This window comes from Devosia psychrophila (assembly GCF_000971275.1).
GTDB classification, from domain to species: domain Bacteria; phylum Pseudomonadota; class Alphaproteobacteria; order Rhizobiales; family Devosiaceae; genus Devosia; species Devosia psychrophila.
The window spans coordinates 1-20,379 of sequence record NZ_LAPV01000143.1 but is presented as its reverse complement, the minus strand read 5'-3'; the positions used below and the strand labels follow the sequence as shown (position 1 = coordinate 20,379).

16 protein-coding genes, 2 tRNA genes and 2 pseudogenes are annotated in these 20,379 nt (G+C 60.6%); 12 read left to right on the top strand and 8 right to left on the bottom strand.

What is annotated here, in order from left to right; genetic code table 11:
- Positions 1-238: 238 nt before the first annotated feature.
- Positions 239-307 (bottom strand): annotated as a pseudogene (locus tag WH91_RS25525) (ATP-binding protein); the annotation flags it as partial.
- A gap of 62 nt (positions 308-369) precedes the next feature.
- Positions 370-1,314 (bottom strand): annotated as a pseudogene (locus tag WH91_RS15930) (type II toxin-antitoxin system HipA family toxin); the annotation flags it as partial.
- A 1,377-nt stretch (positions 1,315-2,691) separates the two neighbouring features.
- On the opposite strand from WH91_RS15930, the gene WH91_RS15915 reads away from it, so the two are divergent.
- From WH91_RS15915 to WH91_RS15875, 9 genes are all read left to right on the top strand, one after another.
- Positions 2,692-3,894: a benzoate/H(+) symporter BenE family transporter gene (locus tag WH91_RS15915; protein ID WP_046172000.1), complete on the top strand. Its 1,203-nt coding sequence runs from the start codon at positions 2,692-2,694 to the stop codon at positions 3,892-3,894.
- Positions 3,891-4,538: a molybdenum cofactor guanylyltransferase gene (gene mobA / locus WH91_RS22715; protein WP_052952882.1), complete on the top strand. Its 648-nt coding sequence runs from the start codon at positions 3,891-3,893 to the stop codon at positions 4,536-4,538. Before WH91_RS15915 ends, mobA begins: the two co-directional genes overlap by 4 nt.
- Positions 4,539-4,601: 63 nt before the next feature.
- Positions 4,602-4,677: transfer RNA gene (locus tag WH91_RS15905), tRNA-Asn, on the top strand.
- A 150-nt stretch (positions 4,678-4,827) separates the two neighbouring features.
- Complete coding sequence (locus WH91_RS15900; protein ID WP_046171999.1) at positions 4,828-6,042, top strand: MFS transporter; 1,215 nt, start codon at positions 4,828-4,830, stop codon at positions 6,040-6,042.
- The gene (locus WH91_RS15895; RefSeq protein WP_046171998.1) at positions 6,039-6,497 is read left to right on the top strand and encodes an SRPBCC family protein; all 459 of its coding nucleotides are present in this window, start codon (positions 6,039-6,041) and stop codon (positions 6,495-6,497) included. The genes WH91_RS15900 and WH91_RS15895 overlap by 4 nt, the downstream gene beginning before the upstream one ends.
- Before the next feature lie 50 nt (positions 6,498-6,547).
- Positions 6,548-7,954 carry a cryptochrome/photolyase family protein gene (locus tag WH91_RS15890; RefSeq protein ID WP_046171997.1) on the top strand — a complete coding sequence of 469 codons (1,407 nt, stop codon included), beginning with the start codon at positions 6,548-6,550 and terminating at the stop codon, positions 7,952-7,954.
- A gap of 155 nt (positions 7,955-8,109) precedes the next feature.
- Positions 8,110-9,156, top strand: coding sequence for a cysteine synthase A (locus WH91_RS15885; protein ID WP_046171996.1), 1,047 nt, complete (start codon positions 8,110-8,112; stop codon positions 9,154-9,156).
- Positions 9,157-9,222: 66 nt separating this feature from the next.
- The gene (gene cls, locus WH91_RS15880) at positions 9,223-10,674 is read left to right on the top strand and encodes a cardiolipin synthase (RefSeq protein ID WP_244542469.1); all 1,452 of its coding nucleotides are present in this window, start codon (positions 9,223-9,225) and stop codon (positions 10,672-10,674) included.
- Positions 10,675-10,682: 8 nt separating this feature from the next.
- On the top strand, positions 10,683-11,399 hold the full coding sequence (locus tag WH91_RS15875; RefSeq protein ID WP_046171995.1) for an alanyl-tRNA editing protein: 717 nt from the start codon (positions 10,683-10,685) through the stop codon (positions 11,397-11,399).
- 6 nt (positions 11,400-11,405) lie between these two features.
- Here WH91_RS15875 and WH91_RS15870 read toward each other — a convergent pair whose 3' ends face one another.
- The 5 genes from WH91_RS15870 to WH91_RS15850 all read right to left on the bottom strand — a co-directional run bounded on the left by WH91_RS15870 (position 11,406) and on the right by WH91_RS15850 (position 17,403).
- Positions 11,406-12,437 carry an amino acid ABC transporter substrate-binding protein gene (locus tag WH91_RS15870; RefSeq protein ID WP_158409581.1) on the bottom strand — a complete coding sequence of 344 codons (1,032 nt, stop codon included), beginning with the start codon at positions 12,435-12,437 and terminating at the stop codon, positions 11,406-11,408.
- A 292-nt stretch (positions 12,438-12,729) separates the two neighbouring features.
- The gene (locus WH91_RS15865) at positions 12,730-13,530 is read right to left on the bottom strand and encodes an amino acid ABC transporter ATP-binding protein (RefSeq protein ID WP_046171993.1); all 801 of its coding nucleotides are present in this window, start codon (positions 13,528-13,530) and stop codon (positions 12,730-12,732) included.
- Between the two features lie 3 nt (positions 13,531-13,533).
- The gene (locus WH91_RS15860; RefSeq protein ID WP_046171992.1) at positions 13,534-14,661 is read right to left on the bottom strand and encodes an amino acid ABC transporter permease; all 1,128 of its coding nucleotides are present in this window, start codon (positions 14,659-14,661) and stop codon (positions 13,534-13,536) included.
- A 4-nt stretch (positions 14,662-14,665) separates the two neighbouring features.
- Positions 14,666-16,201, bottom strand: a complete 1,536-nt coding sequence (locus tag WH91_RS15855; RefSeq protein ID WP_046171991.1) for an amino acid ABC transporter permease — start codon at positions 16,199-16,201, stop codon at positions 14,666-14,668.
- Positions 16,202-16,386: 185 nt separating this feature from the next.
- Positions 16,387-17,403, bottom strand: a complete 1,017-nt coding sequence (locus WH91_RS15850; RefSeq protein WP_046171990.1) for an amino acid ABC transporter substrate-binding protein — start codon at positions 17,401-17,403, stop codon at positions 16,387-16,389.
- Between the two features lie 223 nt (positions 17,404-17,626).
- Here WH91_RS15850 and metC point away from each other — a divergent pair, with 223 nt between their 5' ends.
- On the top strand, positions 17,627-18,814 hold the full coding sequence (gene metC, locus WH91_RS15845) for a cystathionine beta-lyase (protein ID WP_046171989.1): 1,188 nt from the start codon (positions 17,627-17,629) through the stop codon (positions 18,812-18,814).
- Here metC and WH91_RS15840 read toward each other — a convergent pair.
- Complete coding sequence (locus WH91_RS15840; protein ID WP_052952880.1) at positions 18,796-19,548, bottom strand: phosphatase PAP2 family protein; 753 nt, start codon at positions 19,546-19,548, stop codon at positions 18,796-18,798. The genes metC and WH91_RS15840 overlap by 19 nt on opposite strands.
- 104 nt (positions 19,549-19,652) lie before the next feature.
- Between WH91_RS15840 and WH91_RS15835 the strand changes: the two genes are divergently transcribed.
- Both WH91_RS15835 and WH91_RS15830 read left to right on the top strand, forming a co-directional pair.
- Positions 19,653-19,729 (top strand) — tRNA-Pro (locus WH91_RS15835).
- A gap of 39 nt (positions 19,730-19,768) precedes the next feature.
- Entirely contained in the window at positions 19,769-20,074 is a 306-nt protein-coding gene (locus tag WH91_RS15830) for an ETC complex I subunit (protein ID WP_046171988.1), read from the top strand.
- The last annotated feature ends 305 nt before the right edge of the window (positions 20,075-20,379 follow it).

Genomic DNA, 20,379 nt, shown 5'->3' with positions numbered 1-20,379 from the left:
TTCTGTCTCGGTTATGCTCTCGACGACCAGTCCAGCCGGAATCAAGGACGAAGTCCGCATATTCATCGCCATGTTGCTGATTCCTCTTCGAAAACAGCACCACCTCGCCACCAAATATCATCGAGAGCGAGTCAGAGCCCAACAGGGACCCCTTAGATCGGTTTGAGCTGGTCCGGCGCGGCATAGCTGGCCAGGGTTGCGGCGCTGTGCCGGAGCAGCGGGCATGTTTGGGCTGGATGCGGTTTTTGAAGCGCCAGCTGTCGTTGCCGGTTTCGACGATATCGCAGTGATGGGTGAGCCGGTCGAGTTCGATCGACGGCACAAGACCTGACCACGAAGGTGTCTACAGAACGCGGGGCTATTCATTACTTCGTTACCGGCGCGACCTTGGAGGCAGACATCATAGGCTGGTATGAGGGTGAGCGCGTGACCGTCCCAAAACGCGGCATGGTTGTGCGCGTGATCGTCCGTGTCGCCGACCAGGATATTGAACATCAGCCGACCATACAGCTCATGCAAGGTCGCGCGAGGCTCCTGGAAGCGCAGCCGGATAATCTCTGCGAAGTCCTGGTAAGAGGCATAGCGCGCCATCATTTCATCGAGGGCAAGAAGTGTGAGGGCCGAGACCATGCCGCGACGTGTCCAACCCTCTCCCATCCACTGACGGTCAAAGCGCTCGATGAGAAGCACGTCCTTCCCAGCAGCCTGGGTCAGCCGCACCGGCGCGACGTTAAGACCCGCATGCGACGCGAGCCGCATCGCCACGAATTCCGCTTTCACCACGCTATAGACGTCGGCCTGCGCCGAGAACTTCGCGATGTATTTAGTTTGACCATCCGTGATGTTCGCCTTGGGGCGTGCGCCGCCGATCGAACTGCCGTGGAACAGCGCAGCGTCAAGGGATTTCGGCAGTTTCACCCCCTTCTGCAAGAGCTCCGCCGCTTCTTGCATCTCCGCGAGCGATGCAGCCTGTTGGTCGCGCGGCACGTAGATCGTCGTCGACTGCTGAAAATCCAGCGCACCGATGCGGTCGGACCCCGACTGCAGCATATAAGTCAGTTCATCGATTTCCGCAGGGTCTGCCTCCCTGCCCGCGTGGCCCAGCATGCGATTGATAATCACGCGTCTCCCCCACGCGTTGGGGGCGCCATCGCGGATCGCGCTCGGCATGATCAGCCCGGCCGGAACCGACAAGGCGCCCGCGCGCAAAGGCAGCTCTGGCGCGTACAGGGAGATCGCATCCGGCCTAGCGAGATAGGAGCGCCCATAATTTAAGACGCGCTGGCCTCCGGCGCGGGCAACACTCAAAGTCAACGAATGCTCTATAAACAGAGCATAACGGTTAATTATGCTCTGTTTATAGAGCACATATTTTGAATGGCGCACTCTGACAGTATTTATGGCCAAAGGAGATAAGGGCATTCGAAACCGGCAGCTTTCGAGAGATTTCGAAAGCGGCTAGAAGCAGGTTTGGCCTCTCGACGCTTCCAGCTTGCCTCCTAGACGGATTCACGCTCCGCGTTTCAAGACACAGGCCTAAATAAGCAGCTCGGCCGAAGAAGGCCGGCGCCGGTTGATCGATACTTTCCAGCCTCGGCACTCTAAATCCAGCGTCACATTGCCGGCCCCGTTCGGACGTTCCGACCGCTCAAGAGCTGCAGCAGCTTTTGGGATGCCGTCTGACGTGCTGAACGGCGATGGAGCTAAGCCAGTGGCAATTAATGCGCACAAGGTCATCACAGCCGTTGCTGTCCGCTACCTCGATGCGGCAAAGAGTTCTCCACAAGAACTCTCCTTCGCCCAACGCGCTTTGGGAGCCGCAAAATCATCTTTTTGCAATGGCGGCCGAGTTGGCGCTCAAAGCATTCTTGGAACGCGCAGAAGTCTTAGAAAAAGAACTCAAGCGGCAAAGCGTCCGGCAATCGCTAAATGGCCTGCTCCTTCTGGCGGTCAGCAAGGGCCTCCGAACGAGTCACGAGGTCGCCGAAGTGCTCATGGAGATGGATGAAGCACATTCGTCCCACGCTTACCGCTACGTCCCCCGCCCCGAAGAAGGAGAGGCGGTCACAGTTCACTCCGCCCGCCCAGCAAACGCATATGCGGCGATCCAGCGGCTGCTGGACCAATGCGCAGCCGATCCATTCAATCGTCAGAACACAAACCAAGTTTCCGGAGGAGTGGCCCCCAGCGCTTCTGCCGGTGCATCCCATCACCGGCGAACAGCTGCAGGAGTGGATTGCGGAAAAACGAGGTCTCCAAGACCAGACATGGTTCTTCGATCGGACGACGTCATTTTTTTATGGCCGGCTTTGTGCGCGAAGATAATGGAGGTTTCACGCGAGAGTTTGGGCCCCAACAGATGCCGTCTGAAGAAGCAGCCATAGGTGCAGCGCAATCTCTGGCCAGGAGTGACTATGCCGGCGTTATCGCCTGGAAGCGTACCGCGCAAATTGCTGGCGGCAGGGATGGGACACCGGAGGTCCTTTATCAGGTCGGCGAGGTTCCAGTTCTGGAATAGGGAATGGCTCCCCTGCCCCAGCTTGCCCGTCAGCAGTCCGCCATACTCTGACCTCGTCGCCATACGAGAAGCCTTTCTTCCCGAGAGGAGAGACAGACGACGTTTTCGGCTTCACCGGGCGGGCGGGCTTGCATAGGTTGCTCCGGTAATCATGGGGAAGTCGCTTGAGCGAGATGTCACTGTCCGGCAGCAGCCGGCGCGAATATTTGCAGCCGACCATGGCTGGGGCACTCGCAGCAATCGTCGGCTATGCCAGCACGTTCACGCTGGTGCTGGCGGCACTTACGGCCGCGGGCGCTTCGCCGCAGCAGGCCGGTTCCGGCCTGATGTCGGTGTGTATTTCCATCGGCATTCTCAATATCGCGGTCAGTTCCCGGCTGAAGGTGCCGGTTAGCTTTGCGTGGTCTACGCCGGGAGTGGCATTCATCCTGACAGTGGGCGAGCCAGTTGGCGGATTTCCAGCGGTTGCCGGGGCATTTCTGGTGGCGGCAGGGCTGATCGTGCTGACCGGGCTGATCAAGCCACTGGCGCGGCTGATCGCGGCGATCCCTGCCCCGATTGCCAATGCCATGCTCGCGGGCATGCTGCTGACTTTGTGCCTGGCGCCCATCACTGCGGTCGCGGAACTGCCGGCACTGGCGCTGCCAATTCTGCTGGCATGGATTATCGGCATGCGGTTTGCGCGGCGCTATGCGGTGCCGATTGCCGTGGTGGTGACGGGGATCATGTTGGCGAGTTCGACGCATCTGCCAGCGGGAGCACTGAATGGCAGCTGGCCGGTGTTTGTGCCGGTGCTGCCGGTGTTCACCCTCGACGGCATCATTCGCATCGGGCTGCCGCTGTATATTGTCACCATGGCGTCGCAGAACCTGCCGGGGCTGGCGGTGATGCGCGCCAATGGTTTCGTGCTGCAGCCGGCGCCGCTGTTTGTCATTACCGGCGTTGCCAGTGCGGTAACGGCGTTTTTTGGCGGTCATAGCAGCAATCTGGCGGCGATTACCGCGGCGATTTGCGCAGGGCCTGAGGCGCATCCTGATAAGGATAAACGCTGGCCGGCGCCGGTTTCGGCGGGCGTGGTGTATTTGTTGCTGGCGCCGGGGGCGAGCCTCGCGGCAGCTTTCATTGCCGCGTCGCCGCCGTTGTTGATCCAGGCTGTCGCCGGGTTGGCACTACTGTCGAGTTTGGCCGCCGCGTTGTCGGGCGCTCTCGCTGCGGAGGAGACGCGACTGCCGGCGGTACTGACCTTTGTGACCACCGCCTCGGGAATCACCATCATTGGCGTCGGCGCGCCGTTTTGGGGGTTGGTGGCCGGCATCAGCATGCTGTTGCTGCTGCGCTTCGCCATCAAGCCGGCGCCGGACGTCGTGGACAAATGAGTCTGCCGCATGCCGTCATCATTGCCGGAGGCAAAGGTGATCGGCTGGGTGGGGTGCGCAAGGCGGACCTGTTGGTCGGGGGGATACGGCTGGTCGATCGGGTGGCGCAGGCGCTCGGCGCGGTGCAAGCGCCCGTGATGATCGCCGTGGGTCCGCAGGACGATGGGCGCAGGGCGCGAAGTGATTCCATTGCGGTCTCCGATCTGGCTGCGCCGGTTGGTGGGCCGCTGGCTGGGCTGGCGGCGGCGATCGCTGCTCTGCACGAGCGGGGCATAGGCGCCGGGCTGCTGGTATCGGTGGCGGTGGACACGCCGTTTTTGCCAGAGGACTTCGTGGCGGTGCTGGCAGCGGCGCTTGGCGAGGCTTCGGCGGCTTATGCGGCATGGGGTGAACAGTTCTATCCGCCCAATTCGATCTGGCAGATCGAGGCGCTGGCGGCGTTGCCGGAGCGGGTGTTGGAGGGTCAGGCGCCGCATAGCCTGAAGGCGTTGCAGCGCGAGCTGGGCGCTGTCGCGGTGGACTGGTCGTCACGGGCGCCTGCGAACCCGTTTGCCAATGTGAATACCGTCGGCGATCTCGTGGTACTGGGGCGGATGGCGCGGACGCGAGGCCTGTCACCACTTATTCACAGGCCGGGCAATTAAGGGCTTGGCAAAGCAAATCAAGTTCGCTAAACGGACCTCGCTTTCGCAAGAAAGTAACAGTGTTCCGCGATAGCTCAGTTGGTAGAGCATTCGACTGTTAATCGAATGGTCGCTGGTTCGAGTCCAGCTCGCGGAGCCAATTTTCCTAGTTTTTTCCAGATATTCTGGTCTTGCCGCTTCGGCGGCGGGAGCCTGCCCTTTGGGGTTGGCACGCTAGTCTCCGACCATTGCCAGCCTTCAGTTAGCGCGGTAGGGGTTCCGGGTCTTTTCGCGTTTGGACTCCCCTCCCATGGATGCCGTTGCAAGCAAGGCCCCCGCGGCCTTGCGTACCTCCTACAACATCATTTTCGCGGTCAGCGCGTCACACCTGATCAACGACTTGCTGCAGTTCCTGCTGCCGGCGCTATATCCGCTGCTCAAGGCCAATTACGAGCTGGATTACTTCCAGATCGGCCTGCTGACGCTGGCGCAACAGATCACCGCCTGCATCTTGCAGCCGGTGTTGGGGCTGTATGGAGATGTGAAGCCCAAGCCCTATATGCTGGCGGTGTCGCTCGCTATCGTGGCCGGTGGCGTGCTGCTGCTGGCAACGGCAAACAGTTTTTCGATGCTGGTGCTGGCGGCTGCAGTAATGGGCACCGGCTCGGCAATATTCCACCCCGAGGCTTCGCGCGTGTCGCGGCTGGCGTCGGGCGGCAAGCTGGGCTTTGCGCAATCGACCTTCCAGGTCGGTGGCAACGCCGGGACAGCTATTGGGCCGCTGGCCGCCGCACTGATCGTATTGCCGCTGGGCCAGGGAAGCACCATGTGGTTTGGACTGGTCGCTGTGCTGGGCGTGCTGCTTTTGACCTATGTCGGGCGCTGGTATGCAGCCCATCAGCGCGATGCGGCCAGCAAGCCCAAGGTGGCGGTGGCCAAGCCAACCATTTCACGCCAGAGGCTGATCGTCGCCTTTGCGGTGATCGGGGCGCTGCTACTGAGCAAATACGTCTATATCGACATGTTCAAAAACTACTACACCTTCTACCTGATCGAGAAGTTCGGGTTGCCGGTGCAGCAGGCGCAGTATCTGCTGTTTGCTTTCCTCGGCGCCATCGCGGTGGGCACATTCTTCGGCGGTCCGCTGGGAGACCGGTTTGGCCGGCTTGCAGTCATCTGGGGATCGATCGTGGGCGCCCTGCCCTTCGCGCTGATGATCCCTTATGCGGGCCTCAACGGCGCAGTGGCCCTGAGCATCATAGTGGGTCTCATATTGTCATCGGCTTTCTCGGCCATTGTGGTCTATGCGCAGGAACTGGTGCCGGGCAAGGTGGGCCTGGTGTCCGGCTTCGTGTTCGGCTTTGCCTTTGGTATTGGCGCTATCGGCGCGGCGGTGCTTGGGGCGCTGGCCGATAATATCGGCATGACGCAGGTGTTTGCCATCGGAGCCTTTTTGCCGGTATTGGGTTTTCTCACCATCTTCCTGCCGAGGACGGCAGAACTGCACAGCAAGGATCGGGCATGAGCAACGGCATGGATATCGACGGCGAAAGCCAGATCACCCTCACCCGCACCATCGACGCCAATATCAGCGACGTGTTTTCGGCCTGGACCGACCCGGCGCTGATCGAGCAGTGGCAGGCCGACGAGGCCGAACTCGAAGCCTTCGAGGGCGGCGACTACAAGTTCACCACCTTTGGCGATGAGGAAGACCCGGAAGACCACACGGTAAGTGGTGAAATCCTGCAGTTCGTCGAAGACGAAAAACTGGTGATGAGCTGGGTGCACAAGGAGGGCGAGGACGACGATGCCGAGGAACTGATCTTCGTGCTCGAAATAGGCTTCAAGGCACTCGGCGACGAGCAGACCAGCGTGACGGTTACCGAGCGGGGACTGGCGCATTCCGACGCGGAATCGCGCATTTTCTCTATCGAAGCCTGGAGCGCGGCGCTGGAACATCTCGCCGAAGTTCTGGAATGATCTGAACCATTTGCCGTCTCCAGGCGTACCGATCCCGGAGACTTCGGCATATGGCGAAAACCAACTTGGTCTGGCTGCGCAACGACCTGCGAATGGCCGACAATCCCGCACTGCGCGCCGCTCATCTAGGCGGCGCCTCCGTAATTGCCCTCTATGTGCATGAAACAACCAAGGGTGTCCGCTCACCCGGTGCGGCCGCGCGCTGGTGGCTGCACCACAGCCTCCGCCTGCTCGGCAAGGACTTGGCGGAACGCGGCATAGAGTTGATGGTGCGCTCTGACGACGCAGAGCGCGTGGTGTCGGCAGTGGCTACGGAGCTGGACGCAGACGAAGTGTTTTGGAACCGACGCTATGCGCCAGCGGAGCGGGCGGCGGATACGGCCATCAAGGAAGACCTGCGGTCGCATGGATTTGCGGCGCATTCGTGCCCCGGCAACGTGCTGGTCGAGCCGTGGGACATCACGACGAAACAGGGCAAGCCTTATTCGGTATTTACACCATTTTGGAAGACGCTACGGGACATGCCGATCGCGCAGCCGCAGCAGCGGCCCGACGCTGGCGACCCGATTGTGGGCTCCAATGCGGATGACGACTACCGAGAGCCGAAGTGGGCCGACAAACTCGGGCAGCACTGGAAGGTCGGCGAAGCTGCCGCTGCTCGGGAAGTGGCGGATTTTCTCGATCGGCGGCTGGACGACTATGCCGAAGGGCGCGATTTTCCGCGCGAGGATGTGACGTCACGTCTATCGCCGCATCTACGCTTTGGCGAGATCAGCCCGCGACAGGTTTGGCACGCGGCGCAGGCGGTAGCCCATGCCGATCACACCAGACAGGCGGCGGTCGACAAGTTCCTCTCTGAACTGGCGTGGCGCGACTTCAATTATCATCAGCTGTATCATCGCGACGACATTGCCACGGTGCCCATGCAGAGCAAATATGCTGGCGTAGAGTGGCGACAATCGGAGGGTGACCTCACAGCGTGGCAGCAGGGCCGGACCGGCCTGCCCATCGTCGATGCCGGCATGCGCGAGCTGTGGGAGACCGGCTATATGCAGAACCGGGTACGCATGCTGACGGCCTCGCTGCTGGCCAAGAACCTGCTTGTGGACTGGCGCAAGGGCGAGCAGTGGTTCTGGGACTGCCTCGTCGATGCTGATGTCGCCAGCAATCCGGGCAACTGGCAATGGGTGGCCGGCAGCGGGCTGGATGCTTCGCCGTACTTCCGCATCTTCAATCCGGTGGTGCAAGGCGACCGCTTTGATAGTGGTGGCGACTACGTGCGGCGCTGGGTGCCCGAATTGGCGAAGGTGCCGGACAAGTGGATCCATGAGCCGAGTGCAGCGCCCAAGGATGTGCTGGAACAAGCTGGCGTACAGATCGGGGAAACCTATCCGGCGCCGATCGTCGATCTGAAAGAAAGCCGGGTGCGCGCGCTGGAGGCTGCGGGGCGGCTTTGAGGCTGGAATGATATTTCGTGGCAACGCGCGGACCGCATTGGCGTTGCGTCGGGTAGCATCGAGGCGAAAAGGCTTGCCCCGTGCGTGGGTTGAGGCTTGTGGCCCACACCGCCGAGACCTAACATAAGTCCTTAGAGAAACTCACAGATCGAGCCATGGCCAATCATCAAGATCTCATCAGCGCAATCGGCAACACGCCTCTGGTCCGCCTGAACCGCGTGTCCCAGCTGACCGGATGCGACATCTGGGGCAAGGCCGAGTTTCTCAACCCGGGGCAGTCGGTCAAGGATCGCGCGGCCTTCTTTATCATTCATGATCTGGTGAAGTCTGGCGCGCTGAAGCCCGGCGGCACCATTGTCGAGGGCACGGCCGGCAATACTGGCATCGGGCTGACGCTGGTGGCTAATTCGCTGGGCTTCAAGTCGGTGATCGTCATTCCCGAGACGCAGAGCCAGGAAAAGAAGGACGCGCTGCGTCTCTATGGCGCCGAGTTGATCGAAGTTCCAGCCAAGCCATACAAGAATCCTAACAACTACATCAAGATTTCGGGCCGGTTGGCGGAAAAGCTCAACCGGGAGTTGCCCGAAGGCGCGGCCTGGGCCAACCAGTTCGACAACGTGTCGAACAAACGCGCCCATGTCGAAACCACGGGCCCTGAAATCTGGCACCAGACCAATGGCCGCATCGATGGCTTCATCTGCGCCGTCGGCTCCGGCGGCACGCTAGCAGGCGTGGCCGAGGCTTTGCGGTCGCGCAATCCAGACGTCAAAATCGGTCTCGCCGATCCTGAAGGCGCGGCGCTTTACAATTATTACGCCAATGGCGAGCTGAAGTCCTCGGGCGATTCCATCACCGAAGGCATCGGCCAGGGCCGCATCACGGCCAATCTTGAAGGCCTGACGGTCGATCATCCGTACCAGATTTCGGATGCCGAGGCCCTTCCCTACATTTTCGATCTACTGGAACACGAAGGTCTTTGCCTTGGCGGTTCGAGCGCCATCAACATTGCCGGCGCCGTGCGCATGGCGCGCGACCTCGGAGCGGGCAAGACCATCGTGACTATCCTCTGCGACTACGGCAATCGCTATGCCAGCAAGATTTTCAATCCGGAATTCCTGCACTCCAAGGGCTTGCCCGTGCCGAACTGGATGGAAGGCCGCACGCCAATCGACATATCAAGCGTGATCGAGGCCGAAGCATAGCAGCGGCGGGATTGTTCGACATCGGCGGGCTGATACAGTGGCGCCTCACGACTCTGGTGGGGTACCTTGATAGGCATTGACGATATCCTGAAGGCGATTATCGCCGACCTCCACATCGTGGCGGCGATTACGCTGGCGATTTACCTGCTGGCCTTTGTCTGCGCGGTGAGGGAGGTGATGAATTCGCGCACCTCGCAGGGATCCATCGCATGGATCCTGGCGCTGGCCTTGCTACCGTTCCCGACTGCGTTTTTGTATCTGGTGCTGGGCTGGAAGGCGTTCGACGATTACGCCACGGACCGCATTCGCAATGGCCGCGCCGCGCGCCCATTGCGGGCCAAGGATCTGGCGCTGATAGACCGCGAGACCAGTGACAAGTGGCCGGTGCAGACCAAGGTCTCCGAAGTGCCGTTTCTCAAGGGCAATGCGGTAGAAATTCTGGTCGATGGCAAGGCGACCTTCGATTCCATCTTCGAGGGCATCGCCAAGGCGCAGAAATACTTGCTGGTGCAGTTTTACATCGTGCGCGACGACGCTCTGGGCGAGGAACTGGCGAAAAGGTTGATCGAGCGCGCCAAGGCCGGCGTCGATGTCTATCTGCTGTATGACGACATTGGCAGCACTGGCATGCCAAAGCGCTATCGCACACAGTTGCGCAAGGCGGGCATCAAAGTGGCCGGTTTCAACCAGCGACACAAGTTTCTGCGCGTCTACGGGCCAGGCCGCATCAACTATCGCAATCATCGCAAGATCGTAGTGGTGGATGGCGAGCATGCCTGGGTAGGCGGACACAATGTCGGCGTCGAATATCTCGGCGAAGACCCTAAATTCGGGCGCTGGCGCGATACGCATGTGCGGGTTTCAGGCCCGGCTGCTCTCGGCTGTGCCCTGCTGTTCCGGGAGGACTGGAACTGGGCAACGGGCGAGACCCTGCCGGCGATACCGCCGGAAAGTGTGGCGACGCCGGGCGATGAATCCGTGCTGGTGATGGGCAGTGGACCGGCCGACAAGCTGGAAGAATGCGCCATCGCCTTTACCGACATCATCGGGCGGGCGCGAGAACGGGTTTGGATCGTCAGTCCGTATTTCGTACCGGACACTGACATTCGCACTGCCTTGTACGCGGCCCATCTACGCGGGGTGGACGTGCGGATCATGTTGCCCAACACGCCCGACCATCGGATGGTCTGGCTGGCCAGCATCGCCCATGCCGATGCCATGGTGGAGCACGGCGTCTCGATTTATCGCTTTACCGACGGCTTTCTGCACCAGAAGGTCGTGCTGATGGACGACCAGATCGCGTCGATCGGGAGTGTCAATTTCGACAATCGGTCGTTTGCCATCAACTTCGAAATCACCATGTGGTTTGCAGACCAGCAGACCATCAACGGCGTCGAGGCTATGCTGGTGGAGGACTTCAAGCTGTGCCGGCAAGTGGATATGGAAGAGGTGAAATCTCGCTCGCTGCCGATGCGCTTTGCGACCCAGGCCGCCCGTCTTCTGTCTCCTGTACTCTGAGTTTAGCAATGACCGAATTCCTGTTTCGCGACGACAGCTATCTGCAATCGACAGCGACGATAGTGGTGGCCGTAACGCCAGAGGGCGGCGTGGTGCTGGACCGGACAGTGTTTTATGCGGCATCGGGCGGGCAGCCGGGCGACAACGGCAGCATCACGCGGGCAGACGGCTCAGTGATCGTCATCGCTACCGCGATCCATCCCGATGGAGACAAGACGCAAATCGTCCACGTGCCCACCGAGGGCCAGGCATTCCCGGAGATCGGCGAAGCCGTGGTGGCGGCGATCGACTGGGAGCGGCGCTATCGGCTGATGCGGATGCACACGGCGCTGCATCTGCTGTCAGTAGTGTTTGCCTACCCAGTGACGGGTGGGTCCATTGGCGAGGACAAGGGCCGGCTGGACTTCGATATGCCGGAGGTACCGGACAATCTTGCAAGCCTCGAACAGGCTTTGAACGAGATGGCCGGGCGCAATCTGGCGGTGACGCATGAGTGGATCACCGATGCGGAAATGGAAGCTAATCCGGGCATGATAAAAACCATGAACGTCAAGCCGCCGATGGGCCAGGGGCGCGTCAGGCTAATCCGGATCGGCGATGCGGACCTCCAGCCGTGTGGAGGTACGCACGTTCGCAACACCAGCGAAATCAGGAAACTGACACTCGGCAAGATTGAGAAAAAAGGCAAACAAAACAGGCGTGTAAGCCTGCTTTTTGCCGAGTAGGTTCCGCTACCTGACCGGGGCGGCGTAGAGCAGGCCGCCGTTGGACCAGAGGCCGTTCTGGCCGCGCAGCAGGGCGGCACCGGTCAGTGGGCCGAAGTGGCGATCATACAGCTCGCCGTAGTTACCGACCGACCGGATAATATCGGCCATGAACGACGGCGTCAGCCCCAGCGGCGTGCCGAAGTCACCCTCGACGCCAAGCAAACGCCGGACGGCCGGGGTGCGAGCGGCCAGCAAAGAGTCGATATTGAGCGCTGTAACGCCCAGTTCCTCGGCGTTTACCAGCGTGAACAGTGTCCAGCGAACGATGTTGAACCACTGCTGATCGCCCTGCCGCACGACGGGGCCGAGCACTTCCTTGGAAATCCGTTCGGGCAGAATCCGATGGGCCGATGGATCCGGCAGCGCGCGGCGGATGGCCTGTAGCTGGCGGCCCGAGGCGGAGACAACCTGGCAAAGGCCGGCTTGATAGGCGACCGATAAATCGGCCACGTCCTCATAGGGAACCTCGGTATAGCTCGCCTGGTTGGCGAAGAAAAATTCCCCGATCCGCTCCAGCTCCTCGCCGGCATTGGCGACGCAGATGCTGATATTGTCGAGCTCGAAGGCCGAAACCACACCTATGCTTTGTGGCACGAGGAAAGACTGGCCATCAAAGAACGAGGTGCCGACGAAGCTGACGCCATAGAGCGTGTCGCGCTGTTCGGTCCAGGGACCATTGCGGGTCAGGACGTCGACCATGCCGGTCTGCAGCGGCGCAAAGCGCGATTCACCGCGCAGCGGACGGAACTCGATCTTGTTGGGATCGCCGAAAACCGCCGCAGCGATGGCGCGGCAGAGATCGACGTCAAAGCCCGACCAGCGGCCCTCGGTGTCCTGCTGGGCAAACCCCGGCAGCGGATTGGTGGCGCCGCAGATCAGGAAACCGCGATCGCGCACGGTTTGCAGTGTCTGGGCATAGGCTGGAGCGGCAGCAAGCGTCAGCGCGCAGGCAAAGCCTGCGGCCAGCGTCAGCAATCGCTTGAAAACTCTGGTCAATCCACGGCTTCCCTTTGTCGCCAGCATATTGGCAGTCCGGCAGGTCGGGTCAAGCCGCGTCGCGTCGTGCTCCCGGCTAATTCGCCGGGCATTCTGGAGTGAAGCGCTCGCTACGAGGGGCATTCGAGCTGAACAGCGCCACCCTTGTCCCTTCTTCACTCAAATCGCTCCACCGGAGCGATTTGGCCTTTCGGGCACGTTCGAAGCCCACAATGGGGAGGGAGACGATTGATATGAGATGTCCGTGGAAAAGCCATTAAGCCGACAGACAGCACCGCAGGCTGCGGTACTCTTAGTGCAGGATTTGGCTGAGGAAGAGCTTGGTGCGCTCGTGCTGGGGATTGGAGAAGAAGTTCTCCGGATCGTTCTGCTCTATGATCTGGCCCTGATCCATGAAGATGACGCGGTTGGCGACCTGACGGGCAAAACCCATTTCGTGGGTAACGCAGATCATGGTCATTCCGTCTTCGGCCAGGCTGATCATCACCTCGAGCACTTCCTTGACCATTTCGGGGTCGAGTGCCGATGTGGGTTCATCGAACAGCATGATGCGCGGCTGCATGCAGAGCGAGCGGGCGATGGCGACACGCTGCTGCTGGCCGCCGGAGAGCTGGCCCGGGAATTTTTGGGCCTGTTCGGGGATCTTGACGCGTTCCAGATAGTGCATGGCAGTCGCCTCGGCTTCGGCTTTAGGAATGCCGCGCACCCAGATCGGCGCCAGCGTCAGGTTCTGCAGGATGGTCAGGTGTGGGAACAAGTTGAAGTGCTGGAACACCATGCCGACTTCGCGACGCACTTCGTCGATGCGTTTGAGGTCGGCGGTCAGCTCCGTGCCGTTGACTACGATCTGGCCCTCCTGGTGTTCTTCCAGGCGATTGATGCAGCGGATCAGCGTCGATTTGCCGGAGCCAGAGGGACCAGCGATGACAATGCGCTCGCCGCGCATGACCTTGAGGTTGATGTCGCGCAGCACATGGAAATCGGAATACCATTTGTGCATGCCGATGACCTCGATGGCCACATCGGTGGTCGAGACCTGCATCGCTGCGGTGTCGACGGTGCGTTCGACGTTGGTTTCAGAAACGTGGGTCATGACTTACCTCTTGTGCCCAGTATCCAGCCGATGCTCCATCCAGAGCGAATAGCGGGACATGGCGAAACAGAACATCCAGAACATGGAAGCGGCAAAGACGTAGCCGGTCACGGCTTGGGTGGGCGATGCCCATTCGATATCGGAACTCGCCGACTGCACAGTGTTGAGCAGGTCGAAGATGCCGACGATGGAGACCAGCGAGGTATCCTTGAACAGGGCGATGAAGTTGTTGACGATGCCGGGGATCACGTGTTTCAGCGCCTGCGGCAGGATGATGAAATATGTGCGTTTCCAGTAGCCGAGGCCGAGCGATGCTCCGGCCTCGAACTGCCCGCGTGGCAGGGCCTGCAGACCGCCGCGCACCGTTTCCGCCAGGTAGGCCGAGGAGAACAGCGTAACGCCAACCAGCGCGCGCAGCAGTTTGTCGACCGTGGTGCCAGCCGGCATGAACAGCGGCAGCATGATCGACGCCATGAACAACACGGTGATCAACGGCACGGCGCGCCACAGCTCGATGAACAGCACGCAGAGCGTCTTGATGATCGGCAGCTTGGACTGGCGCCCAAGGGCGAGCAGTATGCCGAGCGGGATCGAGCAGATGATGCCGACCAGCGAGATGATCAGGGTGACCATCAGGCCGCCCCACTGTTCGGTCGGCACATAGCGCATGCCGAACACGCCGCCGCTCAGCAGGTAGAAGCTGACCACCGGGAACACCACGAAAAACAGCAGCGCATTGGTGCGCTTGAACGGAGCTGTCGGCATCAGCAGGGGAATGATCAGCGCGGCCAACATCACGAAAACGATGTTGGGGCGCCAGTATTCCTCGATCGGGTAGAAGCCGTAGATGAAGAAGTTGAAACGGGCATAGATATAGGCCCAGCAGGCCCCAGCCCCTTCGGCACGGCATTCTTCGACCGTGCCGCCCGGCATAACCGCGTGGCCGATAATGAAGTTGTATAGTGGCGGCACTGCCCAGAGCAGAAACAGGATTCCGAACACGGTGAAAAGCGCATTGGTCGGGGTCGAGAACAGGTTCTTCTGTGCCCAGAGGATCGGGCCGCCAGTCCGGCCGGGGGCCGGTTTGGCAGGCACGAAATCCGTACGAACGTAGCCGATGTCCATGGTCATGGTTCTAGCGCTCCACCAGGGCCACGCGGCCGTTATACCAGTTCATAAACGCCGAGGTTAGCAGCGAAAAGGTGAGATAGACCGCCATGGTCAGGGCAATCACCTCGATCGCCTTGCCGGTCTGGTTCAGGGTCGTGCCGGTGAACACGTTGACCAGTTCAGGATAGCCGATGGCGGCGCCGAGCGACGAGTTTTTGGTGAGATTGAGATATTGGCTAGTCAGTGGCGGCACGATGACGCGCATGGCCTGTGGAATGATGACCAGGCGCAGCCGGTCGCCTTCCTTGAGGCCTAGCGATTGCGCAGCCTCAGTCTGGCCCTTGCTGACGGCCCGAATGCCGCCACGCACGTTTTCGGCGATGAAAGCAGCGGTGTAGATCGACAGGCCAAACACCAGCGCGACTAGTTCGGGGGGCAGCTGGAAGCCGCCCTGGAAATTGAAACGCTGCAGCACCGGCGGCTCGAAGGCCAATTCGGCGCCGATCAGGTAGTAAAGCGCCAGCGGAACGCCGAAGACCACGAGAATCGGCAAGGCGGTGGGGAACCTGCTGGCATCGACCGGGGCCGTGCCGATGCGCTCGAGCATGATCCAGCCGACCGCAGCCCCGATCAGCGCGCCGACGACCTGCAGCACCACGAGCGGAATGGAGCTAAACATCGAGGCCAGCAAGGCACTTGCCACGACGAAGGCAATGGCAAAAGCCACGAAGGCGCCCGCATAGGGCCGGTAAGGCGTTAAGGACACCGCCACCAAGGCCAGCCCGCCTACGGCAGCGACGATGGGCGTACCAAGCGACGGAACAATCTGGCCAAGCAGGGTAACCGCCAAGTATGCCAGGGCGAACATGACCACGGCGTTGGCGAAGCGAGCAGCCAGCACGATGGAGTTTGGATAATGACCGGTCAGCGTGCGCTGCCGCGTCGCCCAGATACCGATGGCGATGGCTGCGGCAAGGCAAACCACGAAAGCGACCGCGACCCAGATGAATTCATGATCGGGCAGCGGCATCGGCACCATGATACCGCGCTGGTTGATGTAAACGCCCAGCGGCAGCAGGAACGAGTCGCGCACCGCGGGCATGGCTTTAAGCACCGCGAAGTACCAAAAGAACAGCTGCAAGAGCAGCGGGATGTTTCGGATGGTCTCGATGTAGACGGTGGCAACCCGCGAAATCAGCCAGTTGGACGAGAGCCGCGCAATGCCGAGGGTAAAGCCGATGATGGTGGCAAAGAAAATGCCGATGACCGCCACCAGCAGCGTGTTGAGCAATCCCGCCACGAAGGCCTGCCAATAGAGCGAGGTGCGGCTCCAGGGGAACAGCGTGAAGCTAATGTCGAAACCGGCGGTGCGGAACAGGAAGTCGAAGCCCGTGGTCTTGTTCTGCATCGCGAGATTTTGCGCGGTATTGAGCACGATCCAGGCAATAAAGCCGAACACTGCTACAGCAACCAGGACCTGATAGATGATGCCGCGGAAAACCGGGTCATTGAGCAGCGAAGGCCGGGGCGCCGGTCCGCTGAGATTGCCGTGCACTGCCATGGGGCATGCGTTCCTTTGCTGTGAACCGAGTGCCGCTGCGACTGCCAAACGACGGATATGCTCCGCCACGCTGCCGGTACCACGCATCATCACCGGCTGGGCCGGCGGTGTTCGACAAGTCGAGGTCGTTCGTTCAAACGAAAACCGGCGCTCCCTTTGAAGGAGCGCCGGGCTTGTGACGACCCTTAGCGGATCGGCGCAGCGTACTGCAGGCCGCCGTCGGTCCACAGGGCGTTGAGGCCGCGCTCAAGACCAATGGGGGTGGCTACACCGACATTGCGTTCGAACGATTCGCCGTAGTTACCCACGAGCTTGATGATGTGGTAAGCCCAGTCCTTGGTCAGGCCGAGAGGCGTACCGAAGTCGCCTTCAACGCCGAGCAGGCGCTTGATGGCCGGGTTGTCCGAGCCGAGCATTTCATCGACATTGGCCTGGGTCACGCCCAGTTCTTCAGCTTCGAGCAGGGCGAAATAGACCCAACGGTTGATCTTGAACCACTGGTCGTCGCCCTGACGAACCACTGGGCCAAGCGGCTCCTTGGAGATGATTTCCGGCAAGATGAGATGGTCATCGGGAACAGCCAGCTTGGAACGTTCTGCAGCGAGCGCCGAACCGTCAGTGGTGTACACGTCGCAACGGCCGTCTTCGTAGGCCTTCACGACTTCGTCCTGATCGACGAACACGACGGTGTTGAATTCGAGATTGTTGGCCGCGAAGTAATCGGCGGCGTTCAGCTCGGTGGTGGTGCCCGATTCGATGCATATAGCGGCGCCGGACAGGTCGAGAGCCGAGGCAATGCCGTCAGCCTTACGAACCATGAATCCCTGGCCGTCGTAGTACATGGTGCCGACGAAGCTGATACCCAGATCGGTATCGCGGCTCATGGTCCAGGTGGTGGTACGCGACAGGATGTCGATTTCGCCGGCAGACAGAGCAGCAAAGCGCTCCTGGCTGGTCAGGGGCGTGTAGCGGACCTTCTCGGCATCGTTGAAGACGGCAGAAGCCACAGCGCGGCAGAAGTCGACTTCAAGGCCAGCCCAGACGTTGTTCGCGTCAGGAGCGGAGAAGCCTGGAACACCACCGGTGACGCCGCACTGGACGTAGTCCTTCGCCTTTACGTCGTCGAGAGTTGCCGCATGGGTAGCAGTCGCGCCAAGGCCGAGCGAGGCCGCGACTGCGATCGTTACAAGTGTTTTTTGCATTCAGATTGCCTTTTGTTTCCTGACCTTATGACCCCAGAGCTCATCAGGCTTACGCCAGCGTCCCCGGTGGCACCCCCGCCTTTGAATAACGGAGTGATGCTGGTAAGCATGCAAGCGTCTATTGACCGTTGCGTCAAGGGCTCATGGCGGCTTGGGACAGTATGCCTGTCTCTTATTTAGACAGCTTTGTGCAATTGACCTGAATTTGAGCATCGAGCCTATTATGAATGATAAAAAAAGTGGCAGCAGCAGCATTAAGTCCGTGGAGACGGTGCTGACCCATTACGGCCGCGTGCCGGAAGATCAATTCGGTTTCGTCAACACCCCGGTGTATCGCGGCTCGACGGTTCTGTTCAAAACACTGGCGGATATCGAGGCGCAGCAGCAGCGCTTTTTGTACGGACGAGCCGGCAATCCGACCACCGAAGGTGTAGAGGCGATTATCACCGAACTCGAAGGCGCGTACCGGACCCGCCTCGTGCCATCCGGGCTGGCGGCGATCACCATCGCGCTAATGAGCTGCGTGACGTCTGGTGACGACGTGCTGATCACCGACAGCGCCTATGAGCCGACGCGTGCGTTTGGCGACGGCTTCCTGGCGCGCATGGGTGTGACCGCACGCTACTACGACCCGGGCATCGGCGCGGGGCTTGCCGACTTGATGCGGTCCAATACCAAGGCTGTTCTGGCCGAAAGCCCAGGCTCGCTGACCTTTGAGGTGCAGGACCTGCCTGCGCTGGCCAAGGTAACTCACGCCGGTGGGGCCAAGCTAGTGGTCGATAACAGCTGGGCCAGCCCACTCTATCTGCGGCCGCTGGAGCTGGGGGCAGATATCGTGGTTCACGCCGGCACCAAAATGTTCGTCGGGCACTCAGACGCTTTTGCCGGGACGATTTCTACGACCGAGCAAAGCTGGAAAGAGGTTGAGCGCATACGGCGCGAGCTCGGCTTCTTTACCTCAGGCGATGATGCGTTCCTCGTGGCGCGCGGCCTGAGGACGCTGGCCATCCGCATGAAGGAGCACCAGGGACGGGCGCTGGAGATCGCCATGTGGCTGGAAGCGCAGGACGAGGTGGTGCAGGTGTTGCACCCGGCGCTGCCGAGCCATCCCGACCATGCGCTGTGGAAGCGGGACTTCAGCGGCTCGGGCAGCCTGTTCGCCGTGTTGCTGCGCCCTGCCCCACGCGCCTCGGTAGCCGCCTTTGTTGATCACCTGGAGCTATTCAGCATGGGCTATTCGTGGGGCGGCTACGAAAGCCTGTGCCTGCCGGTCAAGCTCGACAAGAACCGCACCGCCAAGCCGTGGACTGCCGAGGGTAACTTGTTCCGCCTGCATATCGGGCTGGAAGGCGTGGACGATCTCAAGGCAGACCTTGCGGCTGCTATTGCGCGCTACGCCGCAGCGCGCTGAAACAGGCGGCGCCAGACCTTGCGCAGGTTTGGCGCCCCACGGAAGCGGACGGTGCCATCTGGCAGATCGGCGAACAGCCAGCGGCGTCTGGCGAAGACATTGCGGATGGCATAGGCGCCGAGCGCGCCGATGACGAAACCGGCCACTACATCGGTTGGATAATGCATGCCGATGACTACGCGAGAAATGCCGGTCATCATCGCAATCAGAAGAATCAGCCGGAAATAGCGGGGCGCCATGAAGCCCATGACGAAGGCGGTGCCGATCGCCGTAGTCGAATGGCCCGACGGAAAGCTCTGAAAGCTCCAGTCATTGAAGACCTGCTGGAACTGGAACATGCCGGTGTCGATGAATAGTTCTGGGCGCGCGCGCCCGAACAGGCGCTTGAGAAGATTGACCGCCAGGCCCGGCAGGCCAACACCGACAAAGATGAAGCCTGCCACAAGGGCCGCCTCATGCGTGGCGCGGCGATAGAGCCCCTGCGGCAACAGCCGAACCACGATGGCGGAGAGAATCAGCACGATCAGCGATGGAATCAGCACCCATTCGGACAGGCCGAAATCGGTGACGAACGCAAAAGGCGCCTTCCAGGCATCCGGCCAGGCCATCAGCGTCTGAGAAACATAGGCATCAAAAAAAACCAGTACGAACAAAACTCCGGCGAGCGCCGCAGCAAAGTCTGGCCAGTTCTTGCGATTAAGGCCCAAAGGCCAGCGCTGGGTAAGGTTCGGCATGGTGTGTTTTCTGGACGCAGCAAGGTTCTTCGTCAATGGCTTGTGCATTGATGTAGTTACGCTTGCGCTTTCAATTCGAACCGGCTAACTGACGGCGGTGATCTCGGAGTGTAGCTCAGCCTGGTAGAGCACCGGTTTTGGGAACCGGGGGTCCAAAGTTCGAATCTTTGTACTCCGACCATCACATCTAGCCGTTAGCGCATCGTGTTGAGGACTTTGCATGACCGCCCGAATCTACCGCCCTGCCCGCACTGCCATGCAATCGGGCCAAGGCAAATCAAAGCAGTGGTTGCTTGTTCATGAGTTGGCCGAATCCAAGGCTATCGATCCGCTGATGGGCTATACGACCTCCGGCGATACGCGCCAGCAGGTTCGCCTCAGCTTCGAGACGCAGGAAGATGCGGAAGCCTACGCGCAAAAGAGTGGCCTCGCCTATTCGGTGCAGCCTGCGCATGACGCAACACCCAAGCGCCAGAGCTATACTGACAATTTCCGGGCCGATCGAAAGACGCCCTGGACCCATTAGTTCCGGTTCCCATCGCGAACCCATGATGCGCTGCAAGTGATTGTGGCGCATTTGTATTTTTTGGGCTGCGTGATTGGTTGAGGCGTCCTGAACCGAGCACCCACCTCCCGACTAGGACGGATATTCCCTCGCCTGATACCAACGGGGATTATTTGTGACTCGTTTTGGATTCCTTCTTCAGGGAATTACTGATTCCATGGGGCGAAGGAAATTCGCCCATGACAGTCTCGGTTCGGATCAGGCAGGATTATTCGTCGCAAGAGCTTCGGCGCCTGGCATCACGGAGCAAAGACGCCAATCAAAGC

Bases quoted from the DNA above. Each gene is read 5' to 3' on its own strand.
- metC (WP_046171989.1), top strand. From the start codon at position 17,627: ATGAATGATAAAAAAAGTGGCAGCAGCAGCATTAAGTCCGTGGAGACG.
- WH91_RS15915 (WP_046172000.1), top strand. From the start codon at position 2,692: ATGTCACTGTCCGGCAGCAGCCGGCGCGAATATTTGCAGCCGACCATG.
- mobA (WP_052952882.1), top strand. From the start codon at position 3,891: ATGAGTCTGCCGCATGCCGTCATCATTGCCGGAGGCAAAGGTGATCGG.
- WH91_RS15865 (WP_046171993.1), bottom strand. From the start codon at position 13,530: ATGACCCACGTTTCTGAAACCAACGTCGAACGCACCGTCGACACCGCA.
- WH91_RS15900 (WP_046171999.1), top strand. From the start codon at position 4,828: ATGGATGCCGTTGCAAGCAAGGCCCCCGCGGCCTTGCGTACCTCCTAC.
- WH91_RS15885 (WP_046171996.1), top strand. From the start codon at position 8,110: ATGGCCAATCATCAAGATCTCATCAGCGCAATCGGCAACACGCCTCTG.
- WH91_RS15850 (WP_046171990.1), bottom strand. From the start codon at position 17,403: ATGCAAAAAACACTTGTAACGATCGCAGTCGCGGCCTCGCTCGGCCTT.
- WH91_RS15895 (WP_046171998.1), top strand. From the start codon at position 6,039: ATGAGCAACGGCATGGATATCGACGGCGAAAGCCAGATCACCCTCACC.
- WH91_RS15875 (WP_046171995.1), top strand. From the start codon at position 10,683: ATGACCGAATTCCTGTTTCGCGACGACAGCTATCTGCAATCGACAGCG.
- WH91_RS15855 (WP_046171991.1), bottom strand. From the start codon at position 16,201: ATGGCAGTGCACGGCAATCTCAGCGGACCGGCGCCCCGGCCTTCGCTG.
- WH91_RS15860 (WP_046171992.1), bottom strand. From the start codon at position 14,661: ATGACCATGGACATCGGCTACGTTCGTACGGATTTCGTGCCTGCCAAA.
- WH91_RS15830 (WP_046171988.1), top strand. From the start codon at position 19,769: ATGACCGCCCGAATCTACCGCCCTGCCCGCACTGCCATGCAATCGGGC.
- WH91_RS15840 (WP_052952880.1), bottom strand. From the start codon at position 19,548: ATGCCGAACCTTACCCAGCGCTGGCCTTTGGGCCTTAATCGCAAGAAC.
- WH91_RS15890 (WP_046171997.1), top strand. From the start codon at position 6,548: ATGGCGAAAACCAACTTGGTCTGGCTGCGCAACGACCTGCGAATGGCC.